Origin of the sequence: Halorubellus salinus (assembly GCF_020567525.1) — an archaeon.
Taxonomy (GTDB): domain Archaea; phylum Halobacteriota; class Halobacteria; order Halobacteriales; family Natrialbaceae; genus Halorubellus; species Halorubellus salinus.
The window spans coordinates 228,018-253,502 of the sequence record NZ_JAJCVI010000003.1 but is presented as its reverse complement, the minus strand read 5'-3'; the positions used below and the strand labels follow the sequence as shown (position 1 = coordinate 253,502).

The following is a 25,485-nucleotide window of genomic DNA, read 5'->3' as shown; positions in this document are numbered from 1 at the left end:
ACTCTCAGGTATGCCTCGCGTCTCGCTCCCGGACATCGAGGCGGCGCGCGCTCGCGTCCGGGACACGCACATCGTCGAGGAGACGCCTATCGAGTACTCGCGGAGCCTGTCTGAGCGCGCGGACGCGGACGTCCACCTGAAGATGGAGCACCTCCAGCGGACGGGGTCGTTCAAGACGCGCGGTGCGCACAACAAGGTGAGTCTCCTCGCCGAGGACGACGCGTTCTCGGGGCGCGTGGTCGCGGCGAGCGCGGGAAATCACGCGCAGGGCGTCGCGTTGGCAGCGGCGACGAACGACATCGAGTCCACCATCGTGATGCCGGAGACGGCGCCGCAAGCGAAGGTGGACGCGACGCGGAGTTACGGTGCGGACGTCGAACTCGTCGGGCAGACGTTCCAGGAGGCGGTGTCGTACGCGCGCGACCTCGAGGCAGAGCACGACTGGGAGTTCGTGCACGCGTACGACGACCCCGCCATCGTCGCGGGCCAGGGGACGCTCGGGCTGGAGCTCTACGAGCAGTTCCCGGACGTGGACGCGGTCGTTGCACCGATCGGTGGGGGTGGGCTCATCTCTGGTGTGGCGACGGCGATCAAGGAACGCGACCCGAGCGTCCGCATCGTGGGGGTGCAGGCCGAGCACGCGGCGACCGTCCCGCAGAGCCTCCAGAAGGGCGAACCCGTGGCGAACGACGACCCGCAGACGATCGCCGACGGTATCGCGACCGGCGGCATCTGCGAGCTGACCTACGAGCACATCGACGCGTACGTGGACGAGGTGGTGACGGTGAGCGACGACCGCATCGCGCAGGCCATCCTGCTCCTGCTGGAGCGCGCGAAGCAGCTCGTCGAGGGTGCGGGCGCGGTGAGCACCGCCGCCTTGCTCTCCGACGACCTCGACGTCGCCGGTGAGACGGTGATACCGCTCCTGTGCGGGGGGAACATCGACGTGTCTGCGCTCCAGGGGGTCCTGACGCACGCGCAGGCGGCGCGCCACCAGCTCCTGCATCTGCGGGTCCGTATCCAGGACCGTCCGGGGAAGATGGCGGAGGTATCGCGGGTGCTCGCGGACCAGGGTGCGAACATCCGGTCGGTCCGCCACGAGCGAGCGGTCGACGACCTCGACGTCGGCGAAGCGTACCTGATGTTCCGCGTGGAGGCGGCGGGCCGCGAGCACGCCGACCAGTTGCTCGCGGGCATCCGCGACGCCGGGTACGACGTCGAACGGCTCGCACACCCCCAGTAACGCGCGCGCCGGTCCGGTGGCGGGAAGGCCGCGTGAACGGTGTCGTGATGCCGTGCCCTCGCTTCGTTTATGTCGACGCCTGCCCACGTTCGGGTATGCGTTCACCGCCGGGTTCGCGCGTGGCCGTCGTGGGGTTGCTCGCCGGGAACGCGATTCCACTGGTGGGCGTCCTGTTCTACGGGTGGGGTGTCCCGGCGTTACTGCTCGTGTACTGGGTGGAGAGTGCGGTCGTCGGCGTGGAATCCATCGCGAAGATACTGCGCGCGGAGGGCACGGACGACCCGGCCGAACTCCCGTCGATGCGCTTCAACGACCGGTCGGTCGCGTCGTTCGTCGGTGCCCCGAACCGGTCGATCGCGTGGTTCTTCGTGCAGCACTACGGCGTCTTCTGGCTGGTGCACGGCGTGTTCGTGCTCACGGTGTTCAGGGGGTTCGCGCCGCTCCTCGACGGCGAGTGGGTGTCCGTGGCGGTTCCAACCGTGGGGCTCGCGAGCTACCACGTGGTCTCGTATCGGCTGAACTTCGTCGGGTACCGCGAGTTCGAACGCCGCGGGCCGGTGGCGTTGATGATCGACCCGTACCGGCGCGTGCTGGTGTTGCACCTCACTATCGTCCTAGGTGCGTTCGCTATCGGTGGCGTCAGCGCGCCCGTCGGGGCCGTCGTCGTGATGGTGCTCGTGAAGACGGCACTCGACCTGCGCGGCCACTGGCGAACCCACGAGAGCGCGACCGAGCGCGACGTGGACGCCTCCACTCCGGGACCCGAGTGACGGGCACGAACCGAGGGCGACCGCGTGCCAGGGGGACTCACTCCCGGGCGATTCCAGCTCGGCTGCGCTGACCTGGTAGTTATAAATCGTCAGCGTTCGAACGTCCGGTCATGCATCGTGTACTCCTTCCGGTCCATCTGAACGTCGATCGAGCACTCAGTCAGGCGAACTTCGTCGCGTCACTCGCTGAGGAGGGCATGGACGTGGAAGCGTACGTGTTGTTCGTATTCACGGGCCGGGAGCGCTCGCCGGATACGCCCGAGGAGATGAAGCGGTTCGATTCGCCGACGCGCATCGACGCGGTTCGACGCGTGATGGACGTCCTCGACGAGGCGAGCGTCGACTACCACATCCAGGAGGACAGCGGCGAGGTGGCCCAGGACATCATCGACGTCGCGGAGTCGGTGAACGCGGACCAGATCGTCCTCGGTGGACGGAAGCGGTCGCCGGCGGGGAAGATACTGTTCGGGAGCGTCACGCAGGAGGTGCTCCTGAACACGGACCGGCCGGTGACGGTGACGACGGCCGACGAGGAGTAACGCGAGGGACCGCTCCGCGGGCCGTACCGACAGCGGTGGTTCGTCAGTGGCGGCGGTAGAGGGCGACGAGCGCGTCGACGAGCTGGAGCTGTACGATCTGGTCGGCGATATCGAGCGGGCTGAAGTCGGGGGCGTTCACGACGTACCAGACGACGACCTGGGTGAGCGTTCGGGTCTGGGTGGTATCGCCGGTAGTTGCGGTGTGCTAGCAGTGGACGTCGGGGGGGTTCTATTTCAGGATGGCGGCGACGTGCTCGCGGATGGCGGTCGCGAAGCGGTCGGTGTCGAAGCGGTCCGCTGGCAGGAACGGGCGGGTGTCGTCGTCGATGGCGGTCGCGATTCGGTCGACGGCGTCGGTGTCGTCGTCGAAGAGGAGGCGGTCGTCGCCCGCGAGGACGTCGACCTGACCGCCGTCTCTGGGGGCGAAGGGGAGGACGCCGGCGGCGACGTACTCCGCGACGGCCATCCCGAAGTGCTCCTGTCGCTTCATGTTGAGGCCGTACCGGCAGCGACCGAGGTCCTCGCGGACGCGCTCGCGGGAGGCGTCGGTTTCGAGGGTGACGTGTGGCCGGTCGGCGGCGGCTCGTTCGACACGGTCGACGTACTCTCGGGACGCGCGGTTTGCTGAACCGACGACGCGACACGTGAGGTCGTAGCCGCGCTCTCGGAGACGGTCGACGACGGCGATGGCGTCGAGCGTGCGCTTGTCCGGTGCGATGCGCCCGAGGACGAGCACGGCGTCCTCGCGGTCGGTCCAGTCCCGCCCGGGGATGGGGTCGACGGGCGGGTGACAGACGCTCGGGCGGTCGCCGTAGATCGTCGCGACGACGTCGGCGGTCCACGACGAGTTCGCGAGCAGACGGGTATCGTCCGGGACGTTCCCGGGCGTCGGTGCTGCGAGCCGCGACCAGAGGGCGTCGAGTCGGCCGGGTTCGGCGGCGCGCGTCCGGTCGAGGTGGAACTGGGGGAAGTGGACGTACTGGACCGAGGGGCAGTCGAGCGCGAGTTCGTTCGCGGTGCTGAGAACGGCGTCGTACGCGGGGGCGTGCTGGCGAACGAAGGGTGCCAGGAGCACGCTCCGGGCGGCGAGCTGCGGGCCGACGCGTGGTCCCAGCGCGTTCAGCGCACGGGCGAGTACGTCGGCGCCCGGTGGTTGGACGACCCTGGCGTCGAAGGACACGTCGAAGCGCTCGGCGAGCGTCTCGGGGTCGGTCTCCGAGATGGTGTAGAGCGTGAGGTCGTGGCCGGACGCGAGCGCGGCCATCGCGTGGAGGCAGACGGCGTCCGCACCGCCGCGGAAGTCGAGGGTGTTGTGGAACACCGCGAGCCGAGCCATGTCCTCAACGGGGTGCGCGCGGTATTTGAATCCCGGCACCACGGACCGCTTGCCGCAGCTATATGCCGAGCGTCGCGTTACGGTCGGAGGTGAAGTGCGTGATCGTCGGCGCGGGGAGCGTCGCGCAGCGGTACGCGGACGGGCTCTCGGAGTCGTCGCTCCGGTTGACCGGGGTGTGCGACCTCGACGTGGAGCGGGCGAGCGCGCTCGCCGACCGGTTCCCGGCGGCGTCGGCGTACGCGGACCTGCGATCGACGCTCGACGCGGAGGACGCGCCGCTGGTCGTGAACCTGAGCAGTCACGCGGCGCACGCGTCCGTGACGCGGACGTGCCTGGAGGCGGACCGGCACGTGTTCTCCGAGAAACCGCTCGCGCTGGATGCGGGGGAGGCCCGTGCCCTCGTTGCGCTCGCCGAGGAGCGCGGTCTGGCGCTCGGGTGTGCGCCGGAGAACCACCTCGGGGACGCCCAGCGGCACGCTCGCGGGTTCGTCGCGGACGGTCGACTGGGGGCGGTGCGGTTCGCGACGGCGACGGCGAACGTCGGCCGGGTCCGGGAGTGGCACGACCGCCCGGAGTCGTTCCTCTCGGTCGGCCCGCTCTACGACGGTGCGGTGTACCCGCTATCGCTCCTGATGGCGTGGTTCGGTCGCGTGGAACGCGTGCGTCGCGCCGACGCACTCTCGGTGTGGCCGGACGACGACGAACCGGCGGCGGCGGGCGCGCCGCCGCACGTCGAGGCGACGCTCTCGTTCGCTGACGGGCCGGTGGTCGCGCTCCGCGCGAGCTTCTACGTCGACCACCGGAGCCGCGACTTCTACGGGCTGGAACTCCACGGCGACGACGGGACGCTCTCGCTCGACGACACGGGCGCGCTCGCGGCCGAGCGGGACGCGGTCGCGGTCCGCGGCGGCGACCGCGAGTTCACGACCGCGCCACACCCGGCGCCGCGTCGCGAACGTCCGTACGCCGCTGGCCCCGAACGTCTCGCGCGCTCGGTCGAGGACGGTCGGCCGAGTCGCGCGAGTGCGCGACGAGCGGCGCACGTCGTCGCGGTCTGCGAGGCCATCGAGTCGGCCGCGGCCGATGGCGGCGCCGTCCCCGTTCCCGCCGACGACGACCACGAGGCAGGAGCCACGGGGTCGGTGGCGGTCGAGCCCACGTCGCAGTCAGAGTCGATTCGGTCGTCGCTGTCAGAGTCGATTCGACTGCCGCCGGTCGGGTTCGGGTGTTCGCGGTACCGCGGGGGCGAGCGGTACGTCGACCTGGCACTCGGCGCTGCGGTCGACGCCGGGTATCGGTTGTTCGATACCGCGGAGCTGTACGGGAACGAGTGGCGCGTCGGCGACCGCCTCGCGGGGCTGGGTGGGCCGAGTCGCGAGTCGGTGTTCCTCCTCGGGAAGCCGTGGCGGACGAACCACGGCCCGGGGGACCTGCGGCGGGCGTGCGAGGGGTCGCTCGCGGAACTCGGCGTGGAGTCGTTCGACTGTTACGCGCTCCACTGGCCGGGCGCGTGGGAGCACCAGGGCGACCTCCGGGCGCTCTCGAAGCGTCCGGTCGCGGAGCGCGACGCGTTGACGTTCCCGACGGACGAGTCGGGTGCACCACGGACGGCACCGCACTCGCTCGTCGAGACGTGGACGCGCATGGAGCGGTTGCACGCGGACGGGCTCGCGCGGACGCTCGGCGTCTGTAACGTGACGCTCCCGCAACTCGCTCGCCTCGTCGCGCACGCCAGCGTGCCGCCGGCGGTCGTGCAGGTGGAGCGCCATCCGTATCGGCCGCGGTCAGCGCTCGTCGCGTGGTGTCGCCGCCGGGGCATCCGCGTCGTCGCGCACTCACCGCTGTCCGCGCTCGGGCTCCTCGACGACCCGGTCGTCGAAGGGGTCGCGGCGGATGCGGGCATCTCGCCGGCGCAGGCGGTGCTGGCGTGGAACGTCGCCCGCGACGTCGTCCCCATTCCGTCGACGAGTTCACCCGAGCACGCCGTCGGGAACCTCGCGAGCGCACGGCACCGCCTGGACGACGACGCGATGGCACGACTCGACGGGCTCGCCGACCCTTCGTTCGAACGATGACGGCGGTGCCTCAAGGTCTCCGGCGGGGGTTCCGGGTGACGGTCGTCGTCGCCGTGGCCGCGACCGCCGCGCTCGCGGTGGCCGTCGCTGGCGCGTTCACGGTCGCGGCCGCGGCGCGATGGCTCGCGGTGGCCGCGGTACCGATGGGGTACACGCTCTGGTTCCTCCACGGAGCCCTCGGCGAGAACCACCAGCAAGCGCCGTCCACGCGGGCTGAGGGTGCGACGGAACCGGTGGTCTACGGGACGCTCGGGGTCGCGAACGGCGTGACGATTGCGCGCGGCTGGCTGTTCGCGTGGGTCGCGGGGTGCCTGCTCGTCCCACCCAGCGAGGTGGCGTCGGGCGCTGCGGCGGCGACGGCGGTGTGGGCGTGGGTGCCCGCGGTCGGGTACGGCGTCGGCGCGGGCCTGGACTACGTCGACGGCGCCCTCGCGAGTACGGTGGGGCGACGGACCCGTCTCGGCGAGCGCCTGGACCTGGCGTTCGACACGATGGGGTTCCTGGTCGCGCCCGTCGTCGCCGTCGCGTGGGGTGCCCTCCCGGTCTGGTACCTCTCCATCTCGGTCGCTCGGTACCTCTTCCGGTTCGGATGCTGGGTGCGCGAGCGACGCGGGCGACCGGTCGGCGACCTGCCGCCGAGTCGCGTGCGCCGACCACTGGCTGGACTCCAGATGGCGGTCGTCGCGTTCGCGCTCCTCCCCGTGACGCGACCGGCGGTCGCGTGGCCGGTCGCCACGGTCGCGATGATACCGTCGCTCGCGGTGTTCGCTCGCGACTACCTCGCCGTGACCGGGCGGTTCCCCGAAGCGAACGCTAATGAAACGCCGGACCTTCAATCCGAGACGTGAGCGACTCTCGTGACGGTGCCAGGCTCGTCGTCGTACAGATCGACGACTACGGGCCCTGGACGACGACACCCGCCCCGCGACGCGAAACGGACCTGCAGGCGTTGCAGGCGCGACTGTTCGCGACCACCGCTGACTTCTTCGGCGACCACGACGGCTACGCGTTCACGTCCAGGTACGACAACATGATCGGCGTGGCGAACGGGGTCGACCCGAGTACGTTCGAGCGGTTACAGGAACGAGTTCGGAACCGGTTCCCGGTCTCGGTGAGCGTCGGCGTCGGGACTGCGCGGACGCCTGCGCAGGCGCTCGACGCTGCCGGCGCGGCCCTCCAGGAAGCGGGGAGTGCGCAGTCCGCGGACCGACGCGAGGTCCTCGACCATCGCGTCGTCGACGACGCGACCCCGGGTGCGCTCACCGTCGCGCACTTCGACGTGGTCGACGCCACCGGCGACCTGACAGACCGGGTCTCCCCGGCGGTCGCCGACCGGACGGTCCAGCGAGCCGTCTCGACGCTCGACGAGATTCTGCGCGACGAGCACGAGGCGGTGACGCAGTTCGTCGGCGGCGACAACGTCATCGCGGTCTGTCCGTCGGTGTCGCCAGACGCGTTGTCGGACGTGCTGCGACGCGTCCGCGAACGAACGGGCGTCGACCTCCAGGTCGGCGTCGGGCACGGCCCGACCGCGCACGCGGCCGGTGACGACGCGAAGCACGCGCTGGAGGCGTGCCGCGAGACCGGCGAGCGCGTGCACGGGCCGTGGACGGTCGCGGATGACTGAGTCGATGGACGTCAGAAGCCTCTACTTCGATGGCCCGGAGACGGTCGAGGTGCGGACCGATTCGCTGTCGGAACCGGCCGCCGACGAGTTGCTCGTCGAGACGGTCGCCTCCGGCATCAGTCCGGGGTCGGAGCTCCTCGTGTACCGCGGCGAGTTCCCCGAGGGGATGGCGGTCGACGAGAGCATCGACGCGCTCTCGGGGACGTTCGAGTACCCGCTCCGGTACGGGTACGCGGCCGTCGGCGAGGTCGTCGACGCCGGCCGGGACGTCGCGGCGGAGTGGGTCGGCCGGCGCGTGTTCGCGTTCGTCCCGCACGCGGACCGGTTCACGACGACGGCGGACGCGGTCGTTCCGGTCGACGACGACGTGACCGTCGAGGAGGCGACGTTGCTGCCGTCCGTGGAGACGGCGACGAACCTCGTGCTCGACGGGCGGCCGCGCGTCGGCGAGCGCGTCGTCGTGTTCGGCGCTGGCCTCGTCGGGCTCTGTACGACGCACGTGCTCTCGTCGTTCCCGCTCGACGAGCTCGTCGTCGTCGAACCGATGGCGACGCGACGGGAACTCGCTCGGACGCTCGGCGCGGACCGTGCGGTCGACCCCGACGAGTTCGACGGTGCCGTCGGCGGTACCGGTGCTGCGGGCGCGGACCTCGTCTACGAGCTCTCCGGGCAACCGGCGACGCTCGACGCCGCGATCGACGCGGTCGGCTACGACGGCCGCGTCGTTGTGGGCTCGTGGTACGGCTCGAAGCGCGCGATGGTCGACCTCGGCGGGTCGTTCCACCGGGACCGCATCAGCGTCGAATCGAGCCAGGTGAGTACGATAGCGCCGGAACTCCAGGGTCGCTGGGACAAGTCCCGGCGGTTCGACGTCGCGTTCGACCACCTGCGAGCGCTCGACACCGACGTCCTCCTCACGGAGACGGTGCCGTTCGCGGACGCCGCGGACGCGTACCGCCGACTCGACGACCGCGACCTCGACGCGCCACACGTCGTGCTGACCTACCAGTGACGGCGACGCGCCGCACGTCGTGCTGACCTACCAGTGACGGCGACGCGCCGCACGTCGTGCTGACCTACCAGTGACGGCGACGCGCCGCACGTCGTGCTGACCTACCAGTGACGGCGACGCGCCGCACGTCGTGCTGACCTACCAGTGACGGCGACGCGCCGCACGTCGTGCTGACCTACCAGTGACGGCGACGCGCCGCACGTCGTGCTGACCTATCGGTGCCCGACGCTGCGTCGCCGGTCACCCAACTCGTTCGACGGTACACTTGTACGGCCGTCGACCATACCACCAGCAACGACCACATGTCAGAGCATTCACCGCCACCGGCGGAACCGCATCGTCTCACCGTCCGTCGACGGTTCATCGCACAGCACTACCTCACGGTCCCGGACCCCGGGCCGGAGGGCGAGGTGCACAGTCACGAGTTCACCGCGGAGGTGGAGTTCGCCGCCCCGGAACTCGGCGACTACGGGTACGTCGTCGACATCGACGCGGTCGAGGACGTCCTCGACGACCTGGAGGCGCGGTACGGGGACGCGGTCCTGAACGACCTGCCGGAGTTCGAGGGCGTGAACCCGAGCGTCGAACGGTTCGCGGCGTACTTCGGGGAACGACTCGCGTCCGCGCTCGCGGACCCGACGCCGACGCGGTTGACCGTCCGGATGTGGGAGGACGACCTCGCGTGGGCGAGCCACGAACGCGTACTGCGATGACGGACGGCGGGCACGAGCACGCGCGTCGGCGGTACCTGGCGGCGAAGCGCTCGGTGGACGAGCGCGCCCGGAACCGGCGCGTTCGCGACCGACTGCTGGCGGCGCTCCCGGCGGAGCCCCGGGTCGCCGAAGCCGGGTGCGGAGCGGGCCTGACGGTGCCGGCGCTCTACGAGTGGGGCGTCCGGCCGTCGTCGTACCACGGGGTCGACGTCGACGCGGGTATCGTCGCGTTCGCGCGGCACGTGGCCCCTCGCGTGCTCCGTCGGCGCGGGTTCGACGCGGTCGAGACGGGTCGGGGCTGTCGGGTCGGGGACGCCGACCTCGAATTCGCGGCCGGCGACGCGCTCCAGGCGCTGCCAGCGGTCGACTCGGCCGGCGAGGTGGACCTGTTGCTCGCGCAGTCGTTCCTCGACCTCGTCCCGCTCGGCTCGGCCCTGGACGTCGCCGAAGCGGTCGTCTCGCCGGACGGGCTGGTGTACGCGCCGCTCACGTTCGACGGCGACACCGTCTTCCAGCCAGCGCATCCCGCGGACGACCGCGTTCTGGCGGCGTTCCACGACGCCATCGACGCGACCCCGGGCCGTGACAGTCGTGCCGCTCGACACGTCCGCGAGCACCTCAGAGAGCGCGACGCGCACGTCGAGGCCGTCGGGTCCTCGGACTGGATCGTCCGGCCGGTCGACGGCGCGTACCGGGAGGACGAACGGTTCTTCCTCGGATGCATCCTGTCGTTCGTCGCGGACGCGGTCAGCGACGTCGACGGTGCCGAGGAGTGGTCGTCGACGCGTCACGCACAGCTCGCGCGCGGCGAGTTGACGTACGTCGCCCGGAACCACGACCTCCTCTTCCGGCCAGGTGGGACCGCTGGGGCGGACCACGGCGAGTGAAGCGGTGTGCTGGTGATGCCGCCCGTCGCGGTCGTCTACGCGGTCCTGCGGCGGCGACTCGTCCCGGACTCGACCGAGTCGTCTGACCGCCGAAGGGACCCCGACTCGGCGTGCTCCTCACCGCTCTGGTTCGCTTCACCCAGCCCTCGTCGCTGGCCGGACTTCCGATGCGGCTCCTGGGACGCTCCGGGGGAGCGTTTTTGAGGGCCCCGCGAGTTGAGGGAGTCATGTTCACACGACGCACGCGACGCGGTGGTGGATGGCTGTGACGCGGACGACCGACGTCGTCGTCGAGGCGTTCGAGGCGGCGGGCGTGGAGACGGTGTTCGGGTTCCCCTGCGAGCAGATGGATCCGTACTACGCGAGTCTCGCCGAGAGCGACCTCCGGCACGTCCTGGCGCGCAGCGAGGCGAGCGCGGCGCTGATGGCGGACGGGTACGCGCGGGCGGCGCGGACGCTCGGCGTCGTCGACGGCGTGAGCGGCCCGGGGGCGGCGTACATCGGTGCGGGGCTCTCCGAGGCGGCCGGGGCGTCCTCGCCGGTGCTCGCACTCACGGGCGGGAACGACCGGGCGACGCGCGGGAACGGCGTCATCCAGGACGCGGACAACGAGGCGGTCCTGGCGCCGTGGACGGCGACGACCGCGGACCCGGAGTCGCCGACGCGCGCGGTCGACGCCGTCCAGCGCGCCATCCGCACGGCGACCGCGACCGTTCCCGCACCGGCGCACGTGAACCTCTCCGAGGACGTCCTCGGGGGCGACGTCGACGCGGAGACAGGGGAAGGAAGCGACGTGGACGCGGATGCGGGGGGAGGCGATAGCGCGGACGCGGCGTCGTTCCTCCGCGGTGACGTCGACGGGTCGTACCCACGCGAGCGACCGGAGCCGAGCGCGGACGCGGTCGTGGACGTCCTCGACCTGCTCGCCGGGGCAGAGCGCCCGGTCGTGGTCGCGGGCGAGGGCGTGGTTCGCGCCGACGCGATGGACGCGCTCTCGCGCTTCGCGAGGACTGCGGACGTGCCGGTGGTGACGTCGATGAACGGGAAGGGCGCGGTCGCGGAGACCGAGCCGTACGCCGTCGGCGTGGTCGGCCGCTGGGGGTTCTGTCGGGTGGCGAACGACGCGCTCGCGGACGCGGACCTCGTGCTCGGGGTCGGGACGCGATTCGGCGAGCTGACGTCGGTCGGGTGGACGCTCGTCCCCGATGACGCGCCGCTCGTGCACGTCGACCTCGACCCCGAGTGGCTCGGCCGGAACTACGAGCCCGCGGTCGGTATCCGCGCCGATCTGCGGGCGACCCTCGACGCGCTCGCGGACGCCGTCGACGCGGACGCACCGGCCGGGGCCGACGCTCGCGCGGCACGCGTGGACTCCCTCGCCGCGGACCGCGAAGCGTGGCGCGAGGAGCACCGGGACGACCTGACGAGCGACCGCTCGCCCGTCCAACCCCAGCGCGTCGTGCACGAGCTGAACGAGCGGATACCCGCCGAGGGCGTCCTGGTGAGTGCGACGAGCTTCCCCGGGTTCTTCTCGGGGGCGTTCTACGAGACCGAGGAGTCGGGACTTCGGTACCTGCAGGCGCGCGGGAGCGACGGCATCAACGCCGCGCTGCCCCAGGCCCTCGGCGTGCAGGCGGCGCGCCCGGACGCCCCGGTGGTCGTGCTCTCCGGGGACGGCGGCATCGGGTATCACGTCGCGGACCTGGAGACGGCGGCTCGCGAGGACCTCCCCGTGACCGTCGTCGTGACGAACAACGAGTCCCTGGGGTCGTCGAAGATGAGTCAGATGGCGACTCACAGCGTCGACCAGTCCACGGACTTCCAGCCGGGCGTCGACTACGCGCAGGTCGCCCGCGGGTTCGGCTGCGAGGGCGAACGCATCGAGGACGCCGAGCGCGTCGGGCCAGCCATCGAGGACGCCATCGCGTCCGAGGCACCGACGTTGCTCGACGTCCAGGTCGACGCGTTCGCCGCCCCGCCGTTACTGGTCTGAGGCCCCGAGAGCGTGCGTCGGCGGTGGTTCCCAGACGTTCTTCGATGACCGTGCCGAGGGTGCGTTCGAGTCCGGGCTTCAGTCGTCCGCGTCCGTGGTGGTCCGCCGCGTCGCCTCGATGACGTCGAGGTCGTCGTCGGCGAGCAGTTCGAGCCGGTCGTCCCCGATGCCGAAGGTGAATCGCACCTTCGGTGGGTCGGTCGCGAGGACCGTCTCGTCGAAGTCCGCGACCTCGAGGGTGCTCGCCGAGTCGGACGCGAACGGGTCGACGTCGTGCTCGAACAGGAACCCCAACAGGTCGGGCTCGGTGTGGAGGCGGCCGATGGCCGACCCGCCGAGTTCGAACCCACAGTTCGTGCACGTGCTCCGGGAGGCGACCGCGAACCGGCGGTCGCACGCGTCGCAGATGCCCTCGCTTGCGTCGTGGGAACCGCACGCGTCGAGGTCGTGCACGACGGCGGCCGCGCATCGCGGGCAGACCCCCCGGTGGAGCGACTGGGCCTGCATCACGGTCCACGTGTTCGCGGCGGCGAGCACCTCCTTCGCGGTCCGGTCTCGCGTCCCGGCCGGCGGCAGGTGGACGTACCCGATCCGCGCGCGGTCGGCGGGAAGTGCGTCGTCTTCCGCCGCTCGGGCACCGCCGTACTGGCCGGGGCAGTTCGTGCAGTAGATACCGACCTGCTCCTCGACGTACTCGACCTCGACGGTGGACGCCCCACAGTGCTGGCACGGCCACTCTATCTCGGTCGGTTCGACGACCGGTGCGTCGGTGACCGCTCCGGAGAGGACCGCTTCGAGGACGCGACGGCCTGCCTGGCGGAGACCGTAGCCGTCCTCGGTGCGCTCGACGAAGTGGCCGACGAGCTGTTCGAGGTGGTAGCTGAAGTTGGCGCTCGTGTCGTACTCGACGCGGTCGAAGAGCGCGGAGAACTCGAGTTCGCCGTCGGCGTCGCCGAGGATGCGGAGGATGTCGAGGCGCGTCTCCTGTCCGAGCACCGCGAACGCCTCGTCGGGCGGGAGCCGCCCGCGACCGCGCGTTGCGGCTTCCTTCGCTCCACCTTCCTCGGTTCCACCTTCCTCGGTTCCACCTTCCTCCGTTGCGCCTTCTTCCCTTCCAACTGCGTCCGTACCGTCGGCGTCCGTACTGCCTCCCTTCGTTCGGTCGCCGCCCGTTCCGCCGTCGACGCCGTGGGGGTCGGCCGTCATAGGTTCAGTAGTCTGGGAAGTGACATAAGCGTGAGTGGTGCGCAACCCGCAGCGTCGGCGTGTCAGCAAGGCAACTATAATGTCGTATAGATGATGGTTATCGGGCTCGCTCCCGACTACCATCCCACCATGTCACGAACTGACAACGACTCGGTCTCGGCGGTCGAAAGCTGGACGTCGCAGGCCTTCTCGTTCTCGGGCATCTGCTTCGCCGTGTTCGCAGGACTCTGGGGGGCGTTCGCACTCGGTGCGATGGAGTCCCGCGTCCTCCAGGACACCGTCGGGCCGATCGGCTGGACGGCCGCGTTCGTCGGCCTGCTGGGGGTCGCTCGCGAACTCGATGGCGTCTGGTCGCGGCGCGTTGCCGGCGCGTTCGCGTCGCTCGGACTGGTCGGCGCGTCGGTCACCGCGGTCGGCAACCTCCTCGAACTGACCGGCGTCGTCGACACGTTGCCCGCGTTCGTCGACGCACTGCAAGCACTGCTGTTGGCAGGTATCGTCCTCGGCTTCCTCGCCGTCGCAGTCGGCGTGGTGCGCGCTTCCGGGTCGTCGACGCGGCTCGCACTCCTGCTCGCCGCCCCTCCGCTCGTCTTCCTCGTGAACGTCGTGCGGGTCGCGTCGCTCGGGTCGACGACGCCGACGTGGGGGCCGTTCGTCCTCGCCACCTGCCAGGCCATCGCACTCCTCGGTATCGGCTACGTCCTGCGAGTCCAAGCAGAGCCCGCGGCCGCCCTGGAACAGGGCGCGAGTCAGACCACCGAGTAGCTGCACCGATACCGCTCTCGGGAGGTTCAGAAGACGGCGTCGTACACGCCAGCGCCCGTCTCCGCGTAGCGCTCGTCGAGGACGTCGCGGAGGTAGTCCGCGCCGAACGTCGCTTCGAGGTCGAACGGGCCGACGTCGCCGCCGCTGCCACGTTTGAGGACGTCGTTCACCGTCTCCTGGTCAGCGACGCCGTCGTCGACGAGGCGATGGGCTTCGTTGACGAGCGCGGCGAGGACGGGCGTGACGTCGTGCGGGTCGTCGACGTCGGGGAGCAGGCACGTCTCGCCGTCCCACTCGAAGAACCCCTGGCCGGTCTTCTTGCCGAGGTCGCCGCGGTCGACCATCGCGTCCATCCGCTCGCGGACGGACTCGGGCGGTGCGTACCGGTCGCCGTAGGCCTCGGCGAGGTTCTCGATGGTGTCCAGGTGCACGTCGACGCCGATGAGGTCGACGAACTCCAGGGGACCGCGATCGAACCCGACGTTGCGCGCACCGCGGTCGACGACGGCGGCTGCAACGCCCCAGGAGTGGTCGGCCGGCACTCGCTCGGTCGCGGCGGCGAGTTCCCAGGTGCCGGCGCACTTGATGCTCGCGGAGAGCCTGCTGAGGCAGTTCGCGCGGTACTCGGCGCCGAGTTCGACGGGGTGGCGGTCGATGGCGTCCGCGACGTCGCGGGCGACGGCGAGCGCGCGGTCGGTGGCGCCGTCGCCGGCGATCTCGACGAGGTCGCGTTCGAGTGCGGGGTTCGCGAAGTGGAAGAGGACGACGCGCTCCGGGTGCGTGGCGTCGACGGCGACGTCGCCGGGCGTGAGCGAGGACGTGTTCGTGCCGACGACGGCGTCCGCGTCGAGGACGCTCTCGAGGTCGGCGAGCACCGCGCGTTTCAGGTGGAGCGTCTCGGGGACTGCTTCGACGACGAACTCGCAGTCGCCGAGCGCGTCGACGTCGGTCGCGTACCCGATGCGACTCGTGATGTCCTCGTCCGGGTCGAAGCCGCCGGCGCGGAGCGCGTCCGCGAGCGCGGTGTCGTGGTAGTCGCGGGCGGCTTCGAGGGCGTCGGGGTCGACGTCGGCGAGCGTGACGTCGAACCCGGCGTTGGCGAGCAAGCCGGCGACGTCGCGGCCCATGAGGCCCGCGCCGACGACGCCGGTTCGTGCGAAGTCGAGTGCGTCGGTGTAAGTCGGTGGTATCATCGGTGTCCAGTGGTGTCAGTCCGCGTCGGGGTCGGTCGTGAGTTCGGTGCGACTCGTGCTGGCCGTGCGGGTGCGGACGACGTAGTATCCGCCGAGGACGGCGAGTGCGGCGAGCCACGCGACGAACAGCGTGGGCGATTGCGTGGCGAGGAGCGCGAGCAGCAGGCAGTTCAGTGGGACGGCGAGGGCGGCCATGGTGGCGAGTGCGCGACCGGGGACGGGGAGGGTGTCGGCGACGTCGTCGGGGTGGTCGCGGACGGCGACGATGGCGGCGAGCATGACGGGGACGACGAGGAACGCGCCGCCGAACCCGAGGAGGGTGCCGAGGTCGGCGATGGGGAGCGGGGAGACGAGCGCGGCGGCCGAGCACGCGTACACGAGCGCGGTCGCCCAGTGCGGGGTGCCGAAGCGGTCGTTGGTCGCGGCGAGCGCGGCCGGGGCGAGGCCGTCGGCGGCGAGCGCTTCGAGGTACTTCGGGGTGATGATGTAGACGGCGTTGATGCTGGTCGCGATGGCGAACAGCGCGCCGCCGACGACGAACAGCTCCTGGAAGCCACGGGGGAGGATGGCTTCGGCGGGGACGGCGAGCGTCGCGTCGGTCATGGCGTCCGCGCCGACGGTGCCGACGGCGACGAGTCCGATGCCGGCGTACGTGACGAGGACGAGTGGGACCGACACCGCGAACGACTGCGGGATGGTGACGGTGGCGTCGCGGACGTCGCCGCCGACGTCGACGACGAAGTTCGCGCCGAGGCAGACGAAGTAGAGGACGCCGGCGGCGGTGACGACGCCGACGGTGCCGCCGGGGAACGCGGGCGTCAGGTTCCCGGGGTCGACGGCGGGGATGCCGAACGCGACGAACGACCCGAGGGCGGCGACGAGTCCGACGAACATGACGAGCTGAGCGGTGGCGGCGGGGCGGAGCCCGAGGAGGTTCACGGCGAAGAACAGCGTGAGGAGGCAGAATCCGACGACGGTGGGGCTGACGGGGACGAGCGCGTCGACGTACTGGCCGGCGGTGAGCGCGTACAGCGGGAGGCCGCCGGTGAACATGCTGACGCCGAGACCCATGGCGGCGAGGAACGCGAGCGGCCGGGAGACGAGCGCGGCGGGGTAACGGTAGTTCCCGCCCGTGGTCGGGTAGGCGGCGCCGAGCATCGCGGTGGGGAGGAGGCCGAGGATGGCGATGCCGAACGCGACGCAGAACGCGAGCACGACCGCGGGGCCGGCGAGGCCGACGGCGACGCCCGTGAGACTGAAGAGTGCGCCGCCGACGATGAGGCCGACCTCGATGCTCACGGCGTGCAGCAGGCCGATGTCGCCGTTCCCACCGCCAGTTCGAGCCATGCGGTATCACGTGTCACGCGGGTACAGGTGAAAGTAGTTTTCCCACACCGGCCGGCTCGCCGTCGGTCGCGTTCAGGTGCCTGCCTGGTCGGTCGCTTCGGTTCGCCTGTCCGCGTCCACGCTGCGGTCCTCGAGGACGACCGCGTTGTACGTCGCGCCGAGCAGGAGGACGACGCCGGTGAAGTACAGCCACGTGACGAACAGGAGGATGCTCGCGATGAGGTTGCTCTCCTCGCCGCTGAGCGAGGCGTACACCTGGAAGCCGACCTGGAGGACCGTCCAGCCGACGGCCGCGATGACCGTCCCGGGGAGGACGTCGCGTGGCTCGTGGTCGACGTCCGGGAAGAGGTAGTACATCGGGAGGAACGCGAGGACGAGCGCGCCGAGGAGGACGAACGGGACGAGGAGGCCGAGCAAGGGGATGGTGGAGATGAACGCGACGACGCTGGTGGCGCCGACCATCGCGACGACGCCGAGGGTGAGCGTCGCGAGGACGAGGAGGCTCTTCTTGATCTGGTCGAGGAACGTGTCCTCGGCGGTCGTCTCGTAGATCGTCGAGAACGCGGTGTCGAGTCCGCGGAACACCTTGATGGCACCCCAGACGAGGACGAGCGCGCCGATGACGGTGGCACCGAGCGTCGACCCGGTGCTGGCGTCGCGCTGTGATTCGATCATCACCTCGATGACGCCGCCGACGGCCGGGGAGACGCTCTGCGTGGCGACGTCGACGATGCGGGTCTGGAGTTCGGGCGCGCCCAGGGCCGAGACGACGAGGAAGAGGAACAACAAGAGTGGGACGAGGGAGACGAACGCGCTGTACGCGATGCTGCCGGCGAGGAACGTGACGTTCTTCTCGCCGAAGACGGCCTTCACCTCCTTCGCGCGTGAGACGACCAGGTCGAGGTCCATGGGTAGAGTATGGATGGGAGGTGTGGTAATGCCACGGCTTCAGTGGCTCGGGCTTGCCGGTGGACGCTGATGCGCGCCTGCGGTGCCGGGTAAGGGGAGTAGCGTCGGTCGCGTGCGGCGGCGGATGGCGCGGGTGATGGGGTCGGTCGAGCGTCAGCGGGTGGCGTATTCGCCGAGGGTGCGGTTCTCGTAGTTCCGGTCGGTGTTCCCGATCGCGAGGAGTTCGTAGTCGTGGACGTCGACGCCGGTTCGGTCGAGGATGTCGGCCTTCGCGTGGTCGGGGAGCGAGACCGTGTCGACGACGGTGAGCGCGTGGTTGTGGAGGAAGTACGCGCTCGCGAGCCCGGTCTTCCGGAGGCCGAGGACGGCGTCGCTGGGCGTCGACTCGAGGATGCGTTTCGCGTCTCGGTGCTGGTAGATGTCGCAGGGCAGGTCCTCGACGGGGAAGAGGCTGGACGCGGCACCGTGTGGGATGCGCGACCCGACCAACTCCTGATGCTTGTGGCTCATATGAAATATAGTTAGTATGCCTCTGGCTTATTCCTTGTGGTGGGCGAGTGCCCTCGCATGTGGAGGAGCGGAGCGACAGCGGAACGGGCTCGCGCGGTCAGTCGGTCCTCAACTCGACCGGTCACTGACCGCGTCGAGGGACGCGAAGAACCCGTAGTGTGCGACGATGCCGCCGGCGAGCGTCAGGTGGTAGACCCACCGTGGTCCCTGCAGGACGTCGAACAGGAGCGTGACGACGGCGACCCAGACGACGGCGAACGCGAGGTCGGCGAGGACGGTATCTCGGTTCTCGACGACGTGTTCGCGGACGCGGTCGATGCGGGACGTCGCCGTCATTCGCCGCCCGCCTCCTCGGCGTCGTCGCCGGCGTGCCCGGTGTCGACGACGAGCACGGACTTGTGGGTCTCGCGGAGGACGTGCTCGGTGACGCTCCCGAGGACGACCCGGGAGAGGCCGCTCCGGCCGTGACTCCCCATGACGACGAGGTCGACGGCCGCGTCGTCGGCGAAGTCCGCGATGACGGACGCTGGCCGACCGGCGCGTGCGTGCTCCTCGACGTCCAGGCCGCGGTCCCGAGCGCGCTCCGCGACGTACGCTGTCGCGTCGCTCGCTCGCCCCTCCAGGTCGTCCATCTCGCCGAACCGGCCCTGGCGGATGCGGTCGACCTGCTCGGCGCCGAGGCTGATGCCGACCGAGTCGGTGTCGACGACGTACAGCGCCGACACCGTCGCGTCGAACCGCGACGCGACCTCGAGCGCCTCGTCGACCGCGCGTTCCGCCGTCTCGCTACCGTCCGTCGGGATGAGGATGTGCTCGTACATGACTCAGGCCTCCGTGTTCGTCCGCGTCTCGTCGTCCGTGGTGTCCCGCCCACCGTCGGTCGCCACACCACTGTTTCCGCTGTTCCCGACGACGTCCTCGGCGGACTGCTGCTGGCCCATCGGCTCCGGGCTGTGGCACTGGCGGACGATGCGCTTTATGTCCTCGCTCGGTTCCTCGGTCGCGTACGACACCGCGATGGTGACCGCGAACACGACGGGCGTCCCGGCGAGTGCGGCACCGATGGCGGGGAAGACGTCCGCGTAGAGCGGGACGATGGCGCCCGCGTCCCCGGCGGCGTCGCCGAGGAAGCCGACGTAGTTCGGGAGCACCTCGTTGATGATCGCGGTGAACCAGATGAGCAACCCGGTGGTCATCCCCGCGAGCGCGCCCTGGCGGTTCGTGTTCTCCCACCAGAGTCCGAGGAAGAACATCGGGAACAGCACGAGACCGGCGAGCGAGAACGCGTACGCGACGAGTTCGCCGACGAGCGCCGGCGGGTCGAGCGCGACGACCGTGACGATGGCGCCGAGCGCGATGATGGTCGCCCGCCCGACGAGGAGCTGCTGGCGCTGGGTGGCGTCGGGGTTGACGATGTTCGTGTAGATGTCGTGCGCCGCCGCGGAGGACGCGGCGATGAACAGCCCGGCAGTGGTCGCGATGGCGGCGGCGATGCCGCCGGCGGCGACGAGTCCGACGAACCACGTCGGGAGGTTCGCGAGCTGGCTCGCGATGACGACGATGACGTCACCCTCGGCGCCACTCATGCCGTTCGCGCCGTAGACGGCGCCGACGTTCTTCGCGTAGAGGTCGGTGCCGAACGCGGCGAACGCGGGCGCGGAGAGATAGAGCAGGCAGATGAAGAACAGGCCCCACACGGTCGACCAGCGCGCCGTGCGCTCGGACTCGACGGTGTAGAACCGCACGAGTACGTGCGGGAGCCCGCACGTCCCGACGATGAGCGAGAAGGCGGTCGCGATCCAGAGGTAGTAGCTCCCCGAGGTGAACGGCTCGGTGAACTCGCGGCCGAGCTGGTCGAGCAGCATCCCGTACTCGACCTGCGGGAGGACCGTCGAGTACCCCTGCGTGAACCCGACTGCGTACAGGCCGGCGAGGAACGCGACGATGAGGATGACGTACTGGACGGCCATGTTCTTCGTCGCACCGAGCATCCCCGAGAGCGCGAGGTAGCCGACCGTGATGGCCATCAGGAGGACGACCATCGTCGCGTAGTCGCCGCCGAAGACGTAGATGCCGACGAGGCCCATCCCGCGGGCTTGCCCGACGGCGTACACGAACCCGATGAGGATGGTGGTGAGGGCGGCGATGGCGCGCGCGGTGTCGGAGTCGAACCGGTCGCCGACGAAGTCGGGCGCGGTGTACTTCCCGAACCGCCGCATCTGCGCGGCGAGGAAGATGAGGAGGATGAAGTACCCCGTCGACCAGCCGACGACGAACGCGAGCCCGTAGTACCCCGAGAGGGCGATGAGCGCCGCCATCCCGAGGTACGACGCGGCGCTCATCCAGTTCGCGCCGATCGCCATGCCGTTCTCGACGTTCCCGATGGAGCGCCCGGCGACCCAGAGGTCGTCGGTGTCGGCGACGCGGAACGCGTACCCGATACCGAGGAACAACAGGAGCATCCCCGTGACCATGATCGCGGGCACGAGCTTGAACGACCCGTTCAGTGCGTCGGGGAGGAGCTGTAACGGCAGTTCAGCGGTCGCGGTGGCGAGCGTCATTGCTCCACCCCGCCGTCGGCCGCGGTCGGCTCCTTGGCGGCGTCGTCGCTCGGGGCCCCGGCGTCGTCGCCGTGGTCGATGCCGTAGCGTTCGTCGAGCTGGTCGCGTTTGCGGGCGTAGACGAACGAGAGCACGAGTGCACCGGTGGGCGCGCCGATGGCGGTGGTGACGTAGTGCAGCGGGAACCCGATGACGGTGACGCTCGTCATCGCGTCCGGGGCGAGCGCCGTCGCCGTCACGGGCCCGAAGACGACGACCGCCCACGCGGCGAACATCGCCCAGACCACGCGGAGGTGGTCGCGCATGAACGGCGTCGACGGCTTGAAGATGTTCACCTCGCGCTCGAGGTAGTCGACGTCCTCGCCGCGGTCGCGGGACGTGGCGTCGGCGGTGACGGTACCGCCGTCGGTACGCGGATGCGGGGCCGCCGCCTCGTGCGGGTGCTCGGTGGGCGTTCCAGTGGCTGTGCCGTCGCCGCCTTCGGTGGGGGTCTCGGTGACGGCTTCGTCCTCGTCTTCGGTCGATGCGTCGGTCGTCGTCGGGTCGCGGGCCGAGGTCGACTCGCGTTGTGAGTCAGTGTCTCTCATGCTATGTGTGTTGGCTGGTCGGTGGCCGGGTCGCGTATTCGGTGTCGAAAGTGCCGCGGGTGGTCGGCTGTCGGTTCACCTGGCCTTGCTCCGGGAGGGAGCGAGCGGGGGCGCTCGGTCAGTCACCTCCCGCGTCGACCGCGGCCTGGATGTCCTCGACGATGCCGGGGTTCCGGAGGGTCGAGGTGTTCCCGAGGTCGTCGCCGTTCGCGATGTCCTCCAGCAGGCGACGCATGATCTTCCCGGAACGCGTCTTCGGGAGTTCGGGCGTGAAGACGACGGATTCGGGGCGTGCGATGGGGCCGATGGCGTCCTCGACGCCCTTGATTATCTTCTCGCGGAGTGCCTCGTCGCCGTCGGCGTCGTCCTCGGTGATGACGTACGCGTGCACGGCCTCGCCCTTCACCGGGTGGTTCCCGCCGACGACGGCGGCTTCGGCGACGCCTTCGACGCCGACGATGGCGCTCTCGATCTCCATGGTGCCGAGGCGGTGCCCGGAGACGTTGATGACGTCGTCGACGCGCCCGAGGACGGTGATGTAGCCGTCGTCGTCGATCTTCGCGCCGTCCTCGGGGAAGTACGTCCAGTCGTCGGGGTCGTCGCTGTCGACGTCGGAGTACTCGCGCCAGTACTCGTCGACGAACCGTTGGTCGTTCTTGTAGAGCGTGCGGAGCATCCCCGGCCACGGCTTGTCGACGGTGAGGTACCCGGCTTCGCCGGCGTCGACCTCGTCGCCGACGGCGTCGACGACGTTCACGTCCAGGCCCGGGAGCGGCGGTCCCGCCGCACCCGGCTTCATGTCCTTCACGCCGGGGAGCGTGGTTATCATCATGCCGCCGGTCTCGGTCTGCCACCACGTGTCGACCACGGGGCAGGACTCGTCGCCGACGTGCTCGTAGTACCACTTCCACGCCCGCGGGTTGATGGGTTCGCCGACGGTCCCGAGCAGACGGAGGCTGGAGAGGTCGTGCTCGGCGGGGTAGCGCTCGCCCCACTTCATGAACGCGCGGATGGCCGTGGGAGCGGTGTACAGTTGCGTGGTCTCGTACTCCTCGACGATCTCCCACATCCGGTCCTTCTCGGGGTAGTCCGGCGTCCCCTCGTACATCACCGTCGTCGTACCGAGACTCAGCGGCCCGTACACGATGTAGGAGTGACCCGTGATCCAGCCGATGTCCGCCGAGCACCAGTACGTGTCCTCGGGTTTGACGTCGAGCACCGCCTGACTCGTCCACGTGACCCACGACAGGTAGCCGCCCGTGGTGTGCTTCACGCCCTTCGGCTGCCCCGTGGTCCCCGACGTGTACATGAGGAAGAGCATGTCCTCGGCGTCCCTGCTCACGGGGTCGACCTCGGCGCCGGCGTGGTCGTCGACGAGCGCGTCGTAATCGTGGTCGCGCCCCGACGCGTCCGCGCCGCCGGCGCCGTCGCGCATCGGGTGGTCGTACGCGTCGCCGAGTCGGTCGACGACGACGCCCGTCACGTCGTGGTCGACGCCACCGAGGCCGTCGTCGGCCTTCGCCTTGTGCTCCAGGGCGTCGCCGCGGCGATAGTAGCCGTCGCAGGTGACGAGGTACTCGGAGTCGGCGGCGTTCATCCGCGTCGCGAGCGCGTCGGCGGAGAACCCGGCGAACACGACGCTGTGGGGGGCGCCGATGCGAGCGCACGCCAGCATCGCGACGGGGAGCTCGGGAACCATCGGCATGTACATCGTGACGACGTCGTCCTCGCCGACGCCGAGGTCGCGGAGCGCGGCCGCGAACTCGTTGACCTCGCGGTGGAGTTCGCGGTACGTGTACGTCCGGTTGGCCTCGTCGGTCGGTTCGCCGATCCACTCGATGGCGGGCTCGTCGCCGCGCTCGTCGAGGTGTCGGTCGAGCGCGTTGTAGCTCGCGTTCAGCTCCCCGCCGGTGAACCACTCGAAGAACGGCGGGTTCGAGTCGTCCAGGACCTGGTCGTACTCGGTCTCCCAGTCCAGGAGGTCGGCGGCGCCCTCCCAGCACGCCGGCCAGTCCTCGGCGAAGTCGTCGTATATCTCCGGGTCGGTGACGTTCGCCTGCTCGACGAACGACTCCGGTGGCTCGAACTCGTCGGCGTCCGCGATGCGCGCCTCGATGCTATGTTCGGTCTCGCCCGACATACCTCGCACCGCGACACCCGACGTAAAAAGGACGGTAACTAATGGGCCGAACGACCGTGATGGAAGCCCCGAACCCGCGAGAAACGCGACGAAACGGGCTGGACGTTGGTGAACGCGGCTCGGTCGACCGCCGTTCGGTTCACCGACACGTTCGCCCCGACAGACTCGCTCGGCCTAAACAGATAGTCATCGAATCGCACGGGCACTCTCGCTCGGGCTCACGCCCGGTCACTCGCTCCTTGCCGTCACCAGTACGGTCCCGCGAGCGCTCAGGACTCGAAGAAGGCGTCGAGGAGCTTGCGTTGGGCGACGCGGAGGTGGTTGTGGAGCGTCGGCGCGGCGACGTCCAGCGAGTCGGCGAGCTCCTCGCCGGTGGATTCGCGCGGCCACTGGAAGTACCCGCCGTGGTACGCGGACTGGAGGACGGCGAGCTGGCGGTCGGTGAGGTCCTCGCGGAGTCGGTCCTGGAATCCGCGAGCGTGCTCGACGGTACGTTCGACGGTCTCCTGGCCGACGAGCGCCGAGTCCGGCCACGCGTCCCGAAGCGCATCGCGGACCGCCCTGACGTCGGCGTCCGCAGGCACGACCGCGGTCAGGCGACCGCCGTCGGCGTCGACGCGATAGGATTGCACGCGTGCGTCGAGGTCGACGAGCGTCCGCGCCGGCGAGTCCTGCACGACGAACTCGAAGACGGGGCCGTCGTCGCCGTCGTCGACGTACCGGACGCGAGCCACGCCGGCCGCGTCCTCGTCGTCGGTCGCGTCGACGACGTCCTTCGGCGCGACGTCGGCGACCTCCGCGTAGAGCACGAGCCCGGGGCCCCCGGGGACGACGCCGGTGACCTCGACGGTCGTATCGAGCGAGTCGGCGAGCGCGACGAGGACCGCGTCCCGGTCGTGGACGTCGAACCGGAGTTCGGTGACGACGTCCGCGACGAGCCGTCGACGTCGTCGCGTCGCCTCGAACGCGCGAGCGACGAGTGCACCGAGCGCGTCGTGGAGCGCGGCGACCGTCCCGTCCGCGTCTGGGACGTGCTCGACGCCGAGGCCGAGCGCGTACGCGACCCCCTCGAACTCGCCGACGGGGAGCGTCAGCACGCCCCCGCGGTCGCGGTCGAAGCTACGGGCGCGACCGCGCTCGCTCCCGTCCGCGTCGTCGTCCGTGCCGGTCGCGTCGTCGCCGCTTGCGGCTCCGAGCTCGGCCGCGGCGACGGCGGCGTCGACGCCGGCGTTCGCCACGACGTCCGCGGACGCGTCCTCGTCGGTCCACCGGCCGACCCACGCGTACCGGTAGCCGTCGGTGCTCGCGACCCGTTCGACGACCGCGTCGAACAGCGCGCCCGGCGACTCCTGGTCGCCGAGCACGTCGCCGACGGCGGCCAGCAGGCGTGCGGCGTCCCTGACCGGCTCGGGCGTGCCGTCGTCGGCCGCGAGCGCCGCGGCATCGTCGACCGCGGCCGCGATCTCCACGGGACTCGGGTCGTCGAGGTACGGCGCGAGGCCGGCGACGCTCTCGAACCCCGCGACTGCGGCGACGACGCGGACGTCGACGCCCCGCCGGAGCAGCGAGACGACGAAGTGCTCGCGGAGCGACCGCGAGTCGACCGCGGCGAAGCGGTCGTCGCCGGTCGCGGCCGCGGCGCGGTCGGCGACCTCGCGGACGAGCATCTGGACGCGTCGCGCGGACACGTCGACGAGCGATTCGTCGTCATCGACGCCGTTCGACGCGGCGTACTTCTCGACGTCGTGTGCGACCGCCGGCGGGAGCCACGTCGTCCGGTCGTCGACCGACGCCACCGTCGTTCCGTCGACCGCGCCGACGTCGCCGGGGCTGAGGGACGCGACCTCGGCTGGCCGCAGGCCTGCCTCGCCGCAGAGGCGGACGACGAGGTCCTCGCGGTGCGTGCGGGCGTGCCGGCGGAGCCGCGCGTAGTCGGCGTCCGAGAGCGGGTCGACCACGTTTCGCGCTACCAGACGCGACGCAATAGTTCTAGGGTTCGAGCTGGCAACTGGAGGGAGTCCGACTGGGCACCGCTCGGAGGATTCGCCCGAATAGTTTCGCACTACTACTGA

At 70.6% G+C, this 25,485-nt stretch carries 23 protein-coding genes; 11 read left to right on the top strand and 12 right to left on the bottom strand.

All coding sequences use genetic code 11. The features are described 5' to 3' along the window. The first annotated feature begins 10 nt into the window (after positions 1 to 10). From ilvA to LI336_RS09505, 3 genes are all read left to right on the top strand, one after another. Positions 11 to 1,243, top strand: coding sequence for a threonine ammonia-lyase (ilvA, locus tag LI336_RS09515; protein ID WP_227132890.1), 1,233 nt, complete (start codon positions 11 to 13; stop codon positions 1,241 to 1,243). Positions 1,244 to 1,338: 95 nt separating this feature from the next. Beyond that, entirely contained in the window at positions 1,339 to 2,013 is a 675-nt protein-coding gene (locus LI336_RS09510; protein WP_227132889.1) for a DUF6498-containing protein, read from the top strand. A 110-nt stretch (positions 2,014 to 2,123) separates the two neighbouring features. Further along, positions 2,124 to 2,552 carry a universal stress protein gene (locus LI336_RS09505; protein WP_227132888.1) on the top strand — a complete coding sequence of 143 codons (429 nt, stop codon included), beginning with the start codon at positions 2,124 to 2,126 and terminating at the stop codon, positions 2,550 to 2,552. 229 nt (positions 2,553 to 2,781) lie between these two features. On the opposite strand, the gene LI336_RS09500 is transcribed toward LI336_RS09505, so the two are convergent. Continuing rightward, complete coding sequence (locus LI336_RS09500) at positions 2,782 to 3,888, bottom strand: glycosyltransferase (RefSeq protein ID WP_227132887.1); 1,107 nt, start codon at positions 3,886 to 3,888, stop codon at positions 2,782 to 2,784. A gap of 89 nt (positions 3,889 to 3,977) precedes the next feature. Between LI336_RS09500 and LI336_RS09495 the strand changes: the two genes are divergently transcribed. The 7 genes from LI336_RS09495 (at position 3,978) to LI336_RS09465 (ending at position 12,195) form a co-directional block, all read left to right on the top strand. Beyond that, entirely contained in the window at positions 3,978 to 5,963 is a 1,986-nt protein-coding gene (locus tag LI336_RS09495; RefSeq protein ID WP_227132886.1) for an aldo/keto reductase, read from the top strand. After that, positions 5,960 to 6,811, top strand: a complete 852-nt coding sequence (locus LI336_RS09490; RefSeq protein ID WP_368408365.1) for a CDP-alcohol phosphatidyltransferase family protein — start codon at positions 5,960 to 5,962, stop codon at positions 6,809 to 6,811. Before LI336_RS09495 ends, LI336_RS09490 begins: the two co-directional genes overlap by 4 nt. Beyond that, positions 6,808 to 7,590, top strand: coding sequence for a GTP cyclohydrolase IIa (locus LI336_RS09485; protein ID WP_227132884.1), 783 nt, complete (start codon positions 6,808 to 6,810; stop codon positions 7,588 to 7,590). The genes LI336_RS09490 and LI336_RS09485 overlap by 4 nt, the downstream gene beginning before the upstream one ends. A 4-nt stretch (positions 7,591 to 7,594) precedes the next feature. Next, positions 7,595 to 8,602, top strand: a complete 1,008-nt coding sequence (locus LI336_RS09480; protein ID WP_227132883.1) for a zinc-binding dehydrogenase — start codon at positions 7,595 to 7,597, stop codon at positions 8,600 to 8,602. Positions 8,603 to 8,904: 302 nt separating this feature from the next. Further along, positions 8,905 to 9,315, top strand: coding sequence for a 6-pyruvoyl trahydropterin synthase family protein (locus LI336_RS09475; protein ID WP_227132882.1), 411 nt, complete (start codon positions 8,905 to 8,907; stop codon positions 9,313 to 9,315). Continuing rightward, positions 9,285 to 10,202 (top strand): class I SAM-dependent methyltransferase, encoded by a 918-nt coding sequence (locus tag LI336_RS09470; protein WP_227132881.1) that lies wholly within the window; start codon positions 9,285 to 9,287, stop codon positions 10,200 to 10,202. The genes LI336_RS09475 and LI336_RS09470 overlap by 31 nt, the downstream gene beginning before the upstream one ends. A gap of 265 nt (positions 10,203 to 10,467) precedes the next feature. Further along, on the top strand, positions 10,468 to 12,195 hold the full coding sequence (locus LI336_RS09465; RefSeq protein WP_227132880.1) for a thiamine pyrophosphate-binding protein: 1,728 nt from the start codon (positions 10,468 to 10,470) through the stop codon (positions 12,193 to 12,195). Positions 12,196 to 12,273: 78 nt separating this feature from the next. Here LI336_RS09465 and LI336_RS09460 read toward each other — a convergent pair whose 3' ends face one another. Further along, positions 12,274 to 13,401 carry a winged helix-turn-helix domain-containing protein gene (locus LI336_RS09460; RefSeq protein WP_227132879.1) on the bottom strand — a complete coding sequence of 376 codons (1,128 nt, stop codon included), beginning with the start codon at positions 13,399 to 13,401 and terminating at the stop codon, positions 12,274 to 12,276. Positions 13,402 to 13,530: 129 nt separating this feature from the next. Here LI336_RS09460 and LI336_RS09455 point away from each other — a divergent pair, with 129 nt between their 5' ends. Beyond that, a complete protein-coding gene (locus tag LI336_RS09455; protein WP_227132878.1) occupies positions 13,531 to 14,166 on the top strand; it encodes a hypothetical protein in 636 nt (211 codons plus the stop codon). A 26-nt stretch (positions 14,167 to 14,192) separates the two neighbouring features. Here LI336_RS09455 and LI336_RS09450 read toward each other — a convergent pair whose 3' ends face one another. From LI336_RS09450 to LI336_RS09405, 10 genes are all read right to left on the bottom strand, one after another. Further along, the gene (locus tag LI336_RS09450) at positions 14,193 to 15,359 is read right to left on the bottom strand and encodes a 3-hydroxyacyl-CoA dehydrogenase (RefSeq protein WP_227132877.1); all 1,167 of its coding nucleotides are present in this window, start codon (positions 15,357 to 15,359) and stop codon (positions 14,193 to 14,195) included. A gap of 15 nt (positions 15,360 to 15,374) precedes the next feature. Beyond that, the gene (locus LI336_RS09445; protein ID WP_227132876.1) at positions 15,375 to 16,706 is read right to left on the bottom strand and encodes an APC family permease; all 1,332 of its coding nucleotides are present in this window, start codon (positions 16,704 to 16,706) and stop codon (positions 15,375 to 15,377) included. A gap of 72 nt (positions 16,707 to 16,778) precedes the next feature. Beyond that, entirely contained in the window at positions 16,779 to 17,615 is an 837-nt protein-coding gene (locus LI336_RS09440; RefSeq protein WP_227132875.1) for a YihY/virulence factor BrkB family protein, read from the bottom strand. Between the two features lie 153 nt (positions 17,616 to 17,768). Beyond that, positions 17,769 to 18,125, bottom strand: coding sequence for a DUF8165 family protein (locus LI336_RS09435; RefSeq protein WP_227132874.1), 357 nt, complete (start codon positions 18,123 to 18,125; stop codon positions 17,769 to 17,771). Between the two features lie 108 nt (positions 18,126 to 18,233). After that, positions 18,234 to 18,461 carry a DUF8119 family protein gene (locus tag LI336_RS09430; RefSeq protein WP_227132873.1) on the bottom strand — a complete coding sequence of 76 codons (228 nt, stop codon included), beginning with the start codon at positions 18,459 to 18,461 and terminating at the stop codon, positions 18,234 to 18,236. Continuing rightward, positions 18,458 to 18,946: a universal stress protein gene (locus LI336_RS09425; RefSeq protein WP_227132872.1), complete on the bottom strand. Its 489-nt coding sequence runs from the start codon at positions 18,944 to 18,946 to the stop codon at positions 18,458 to 18,460. The genes LI336_RS09430 and LI336_RS09425 overlap by 4 nt, the downstream gene beginning before the upstream one ends. Before the next feature lie 3 nt (positions 18,947 to 18,949). Beyond that, positions 18,950 to 20,686 carry a VC_2705 family sodium/solute symporter gene (locus tag LI336_RS09420; protein WP_227132871.1) on the bottom strand — a complete coding sequence of 579 codons (1,737 nt, stop codon included), beginning with the start codon at positions 20,684 to 20,686 and terminating at the stop codon, positions 18,950 to 18,952. Continuing rightward, entirely contained in the window at positions 20,683 to 21,273 is a 591-nt protein-coding gene (locus LI336_RS09415) for a DUF4212 domain-containing protein (RefSeq protein ID WP_227132870.1), read from the bottom strand. Before LI336_RS09415 ends, LI336_RS09420 begins: the two co-directional genes overlap by 4 nt. A 118-nt stretch (positions 21,274 to 21,391) precedes the next feature. Beyond that, on the bottom strand, positions 21,392 to 23,413 hold the full coding sequence (gene acs, locus LI336_RS09410; protein WP_227132869.1) for an acetate--CoA ligase: 2,022 nt from the start codon (positions 23,411 to 23,413) through the stop codon (positions 21,392 to 21,394). A 269-nt stretch (positions 23,414 to 23,682) separates the two neighbouring features. Next, positions 23,683 to 25,371 carry a bacterio-opsin activator domain-containing protein gene (locus LI336_RS09405; RefSeq protein WP_227132868.1) on the bottom strand — a complete coding sequence of 563 codons (1,689 nt, stop codon included), beginning with the start codon at positions 25,369 to 25,371 and terminating at the stop codon, positions 23,683 to 23,685. Positions 25,372 to 25,485: the final 114 nt, after the last annotated feature.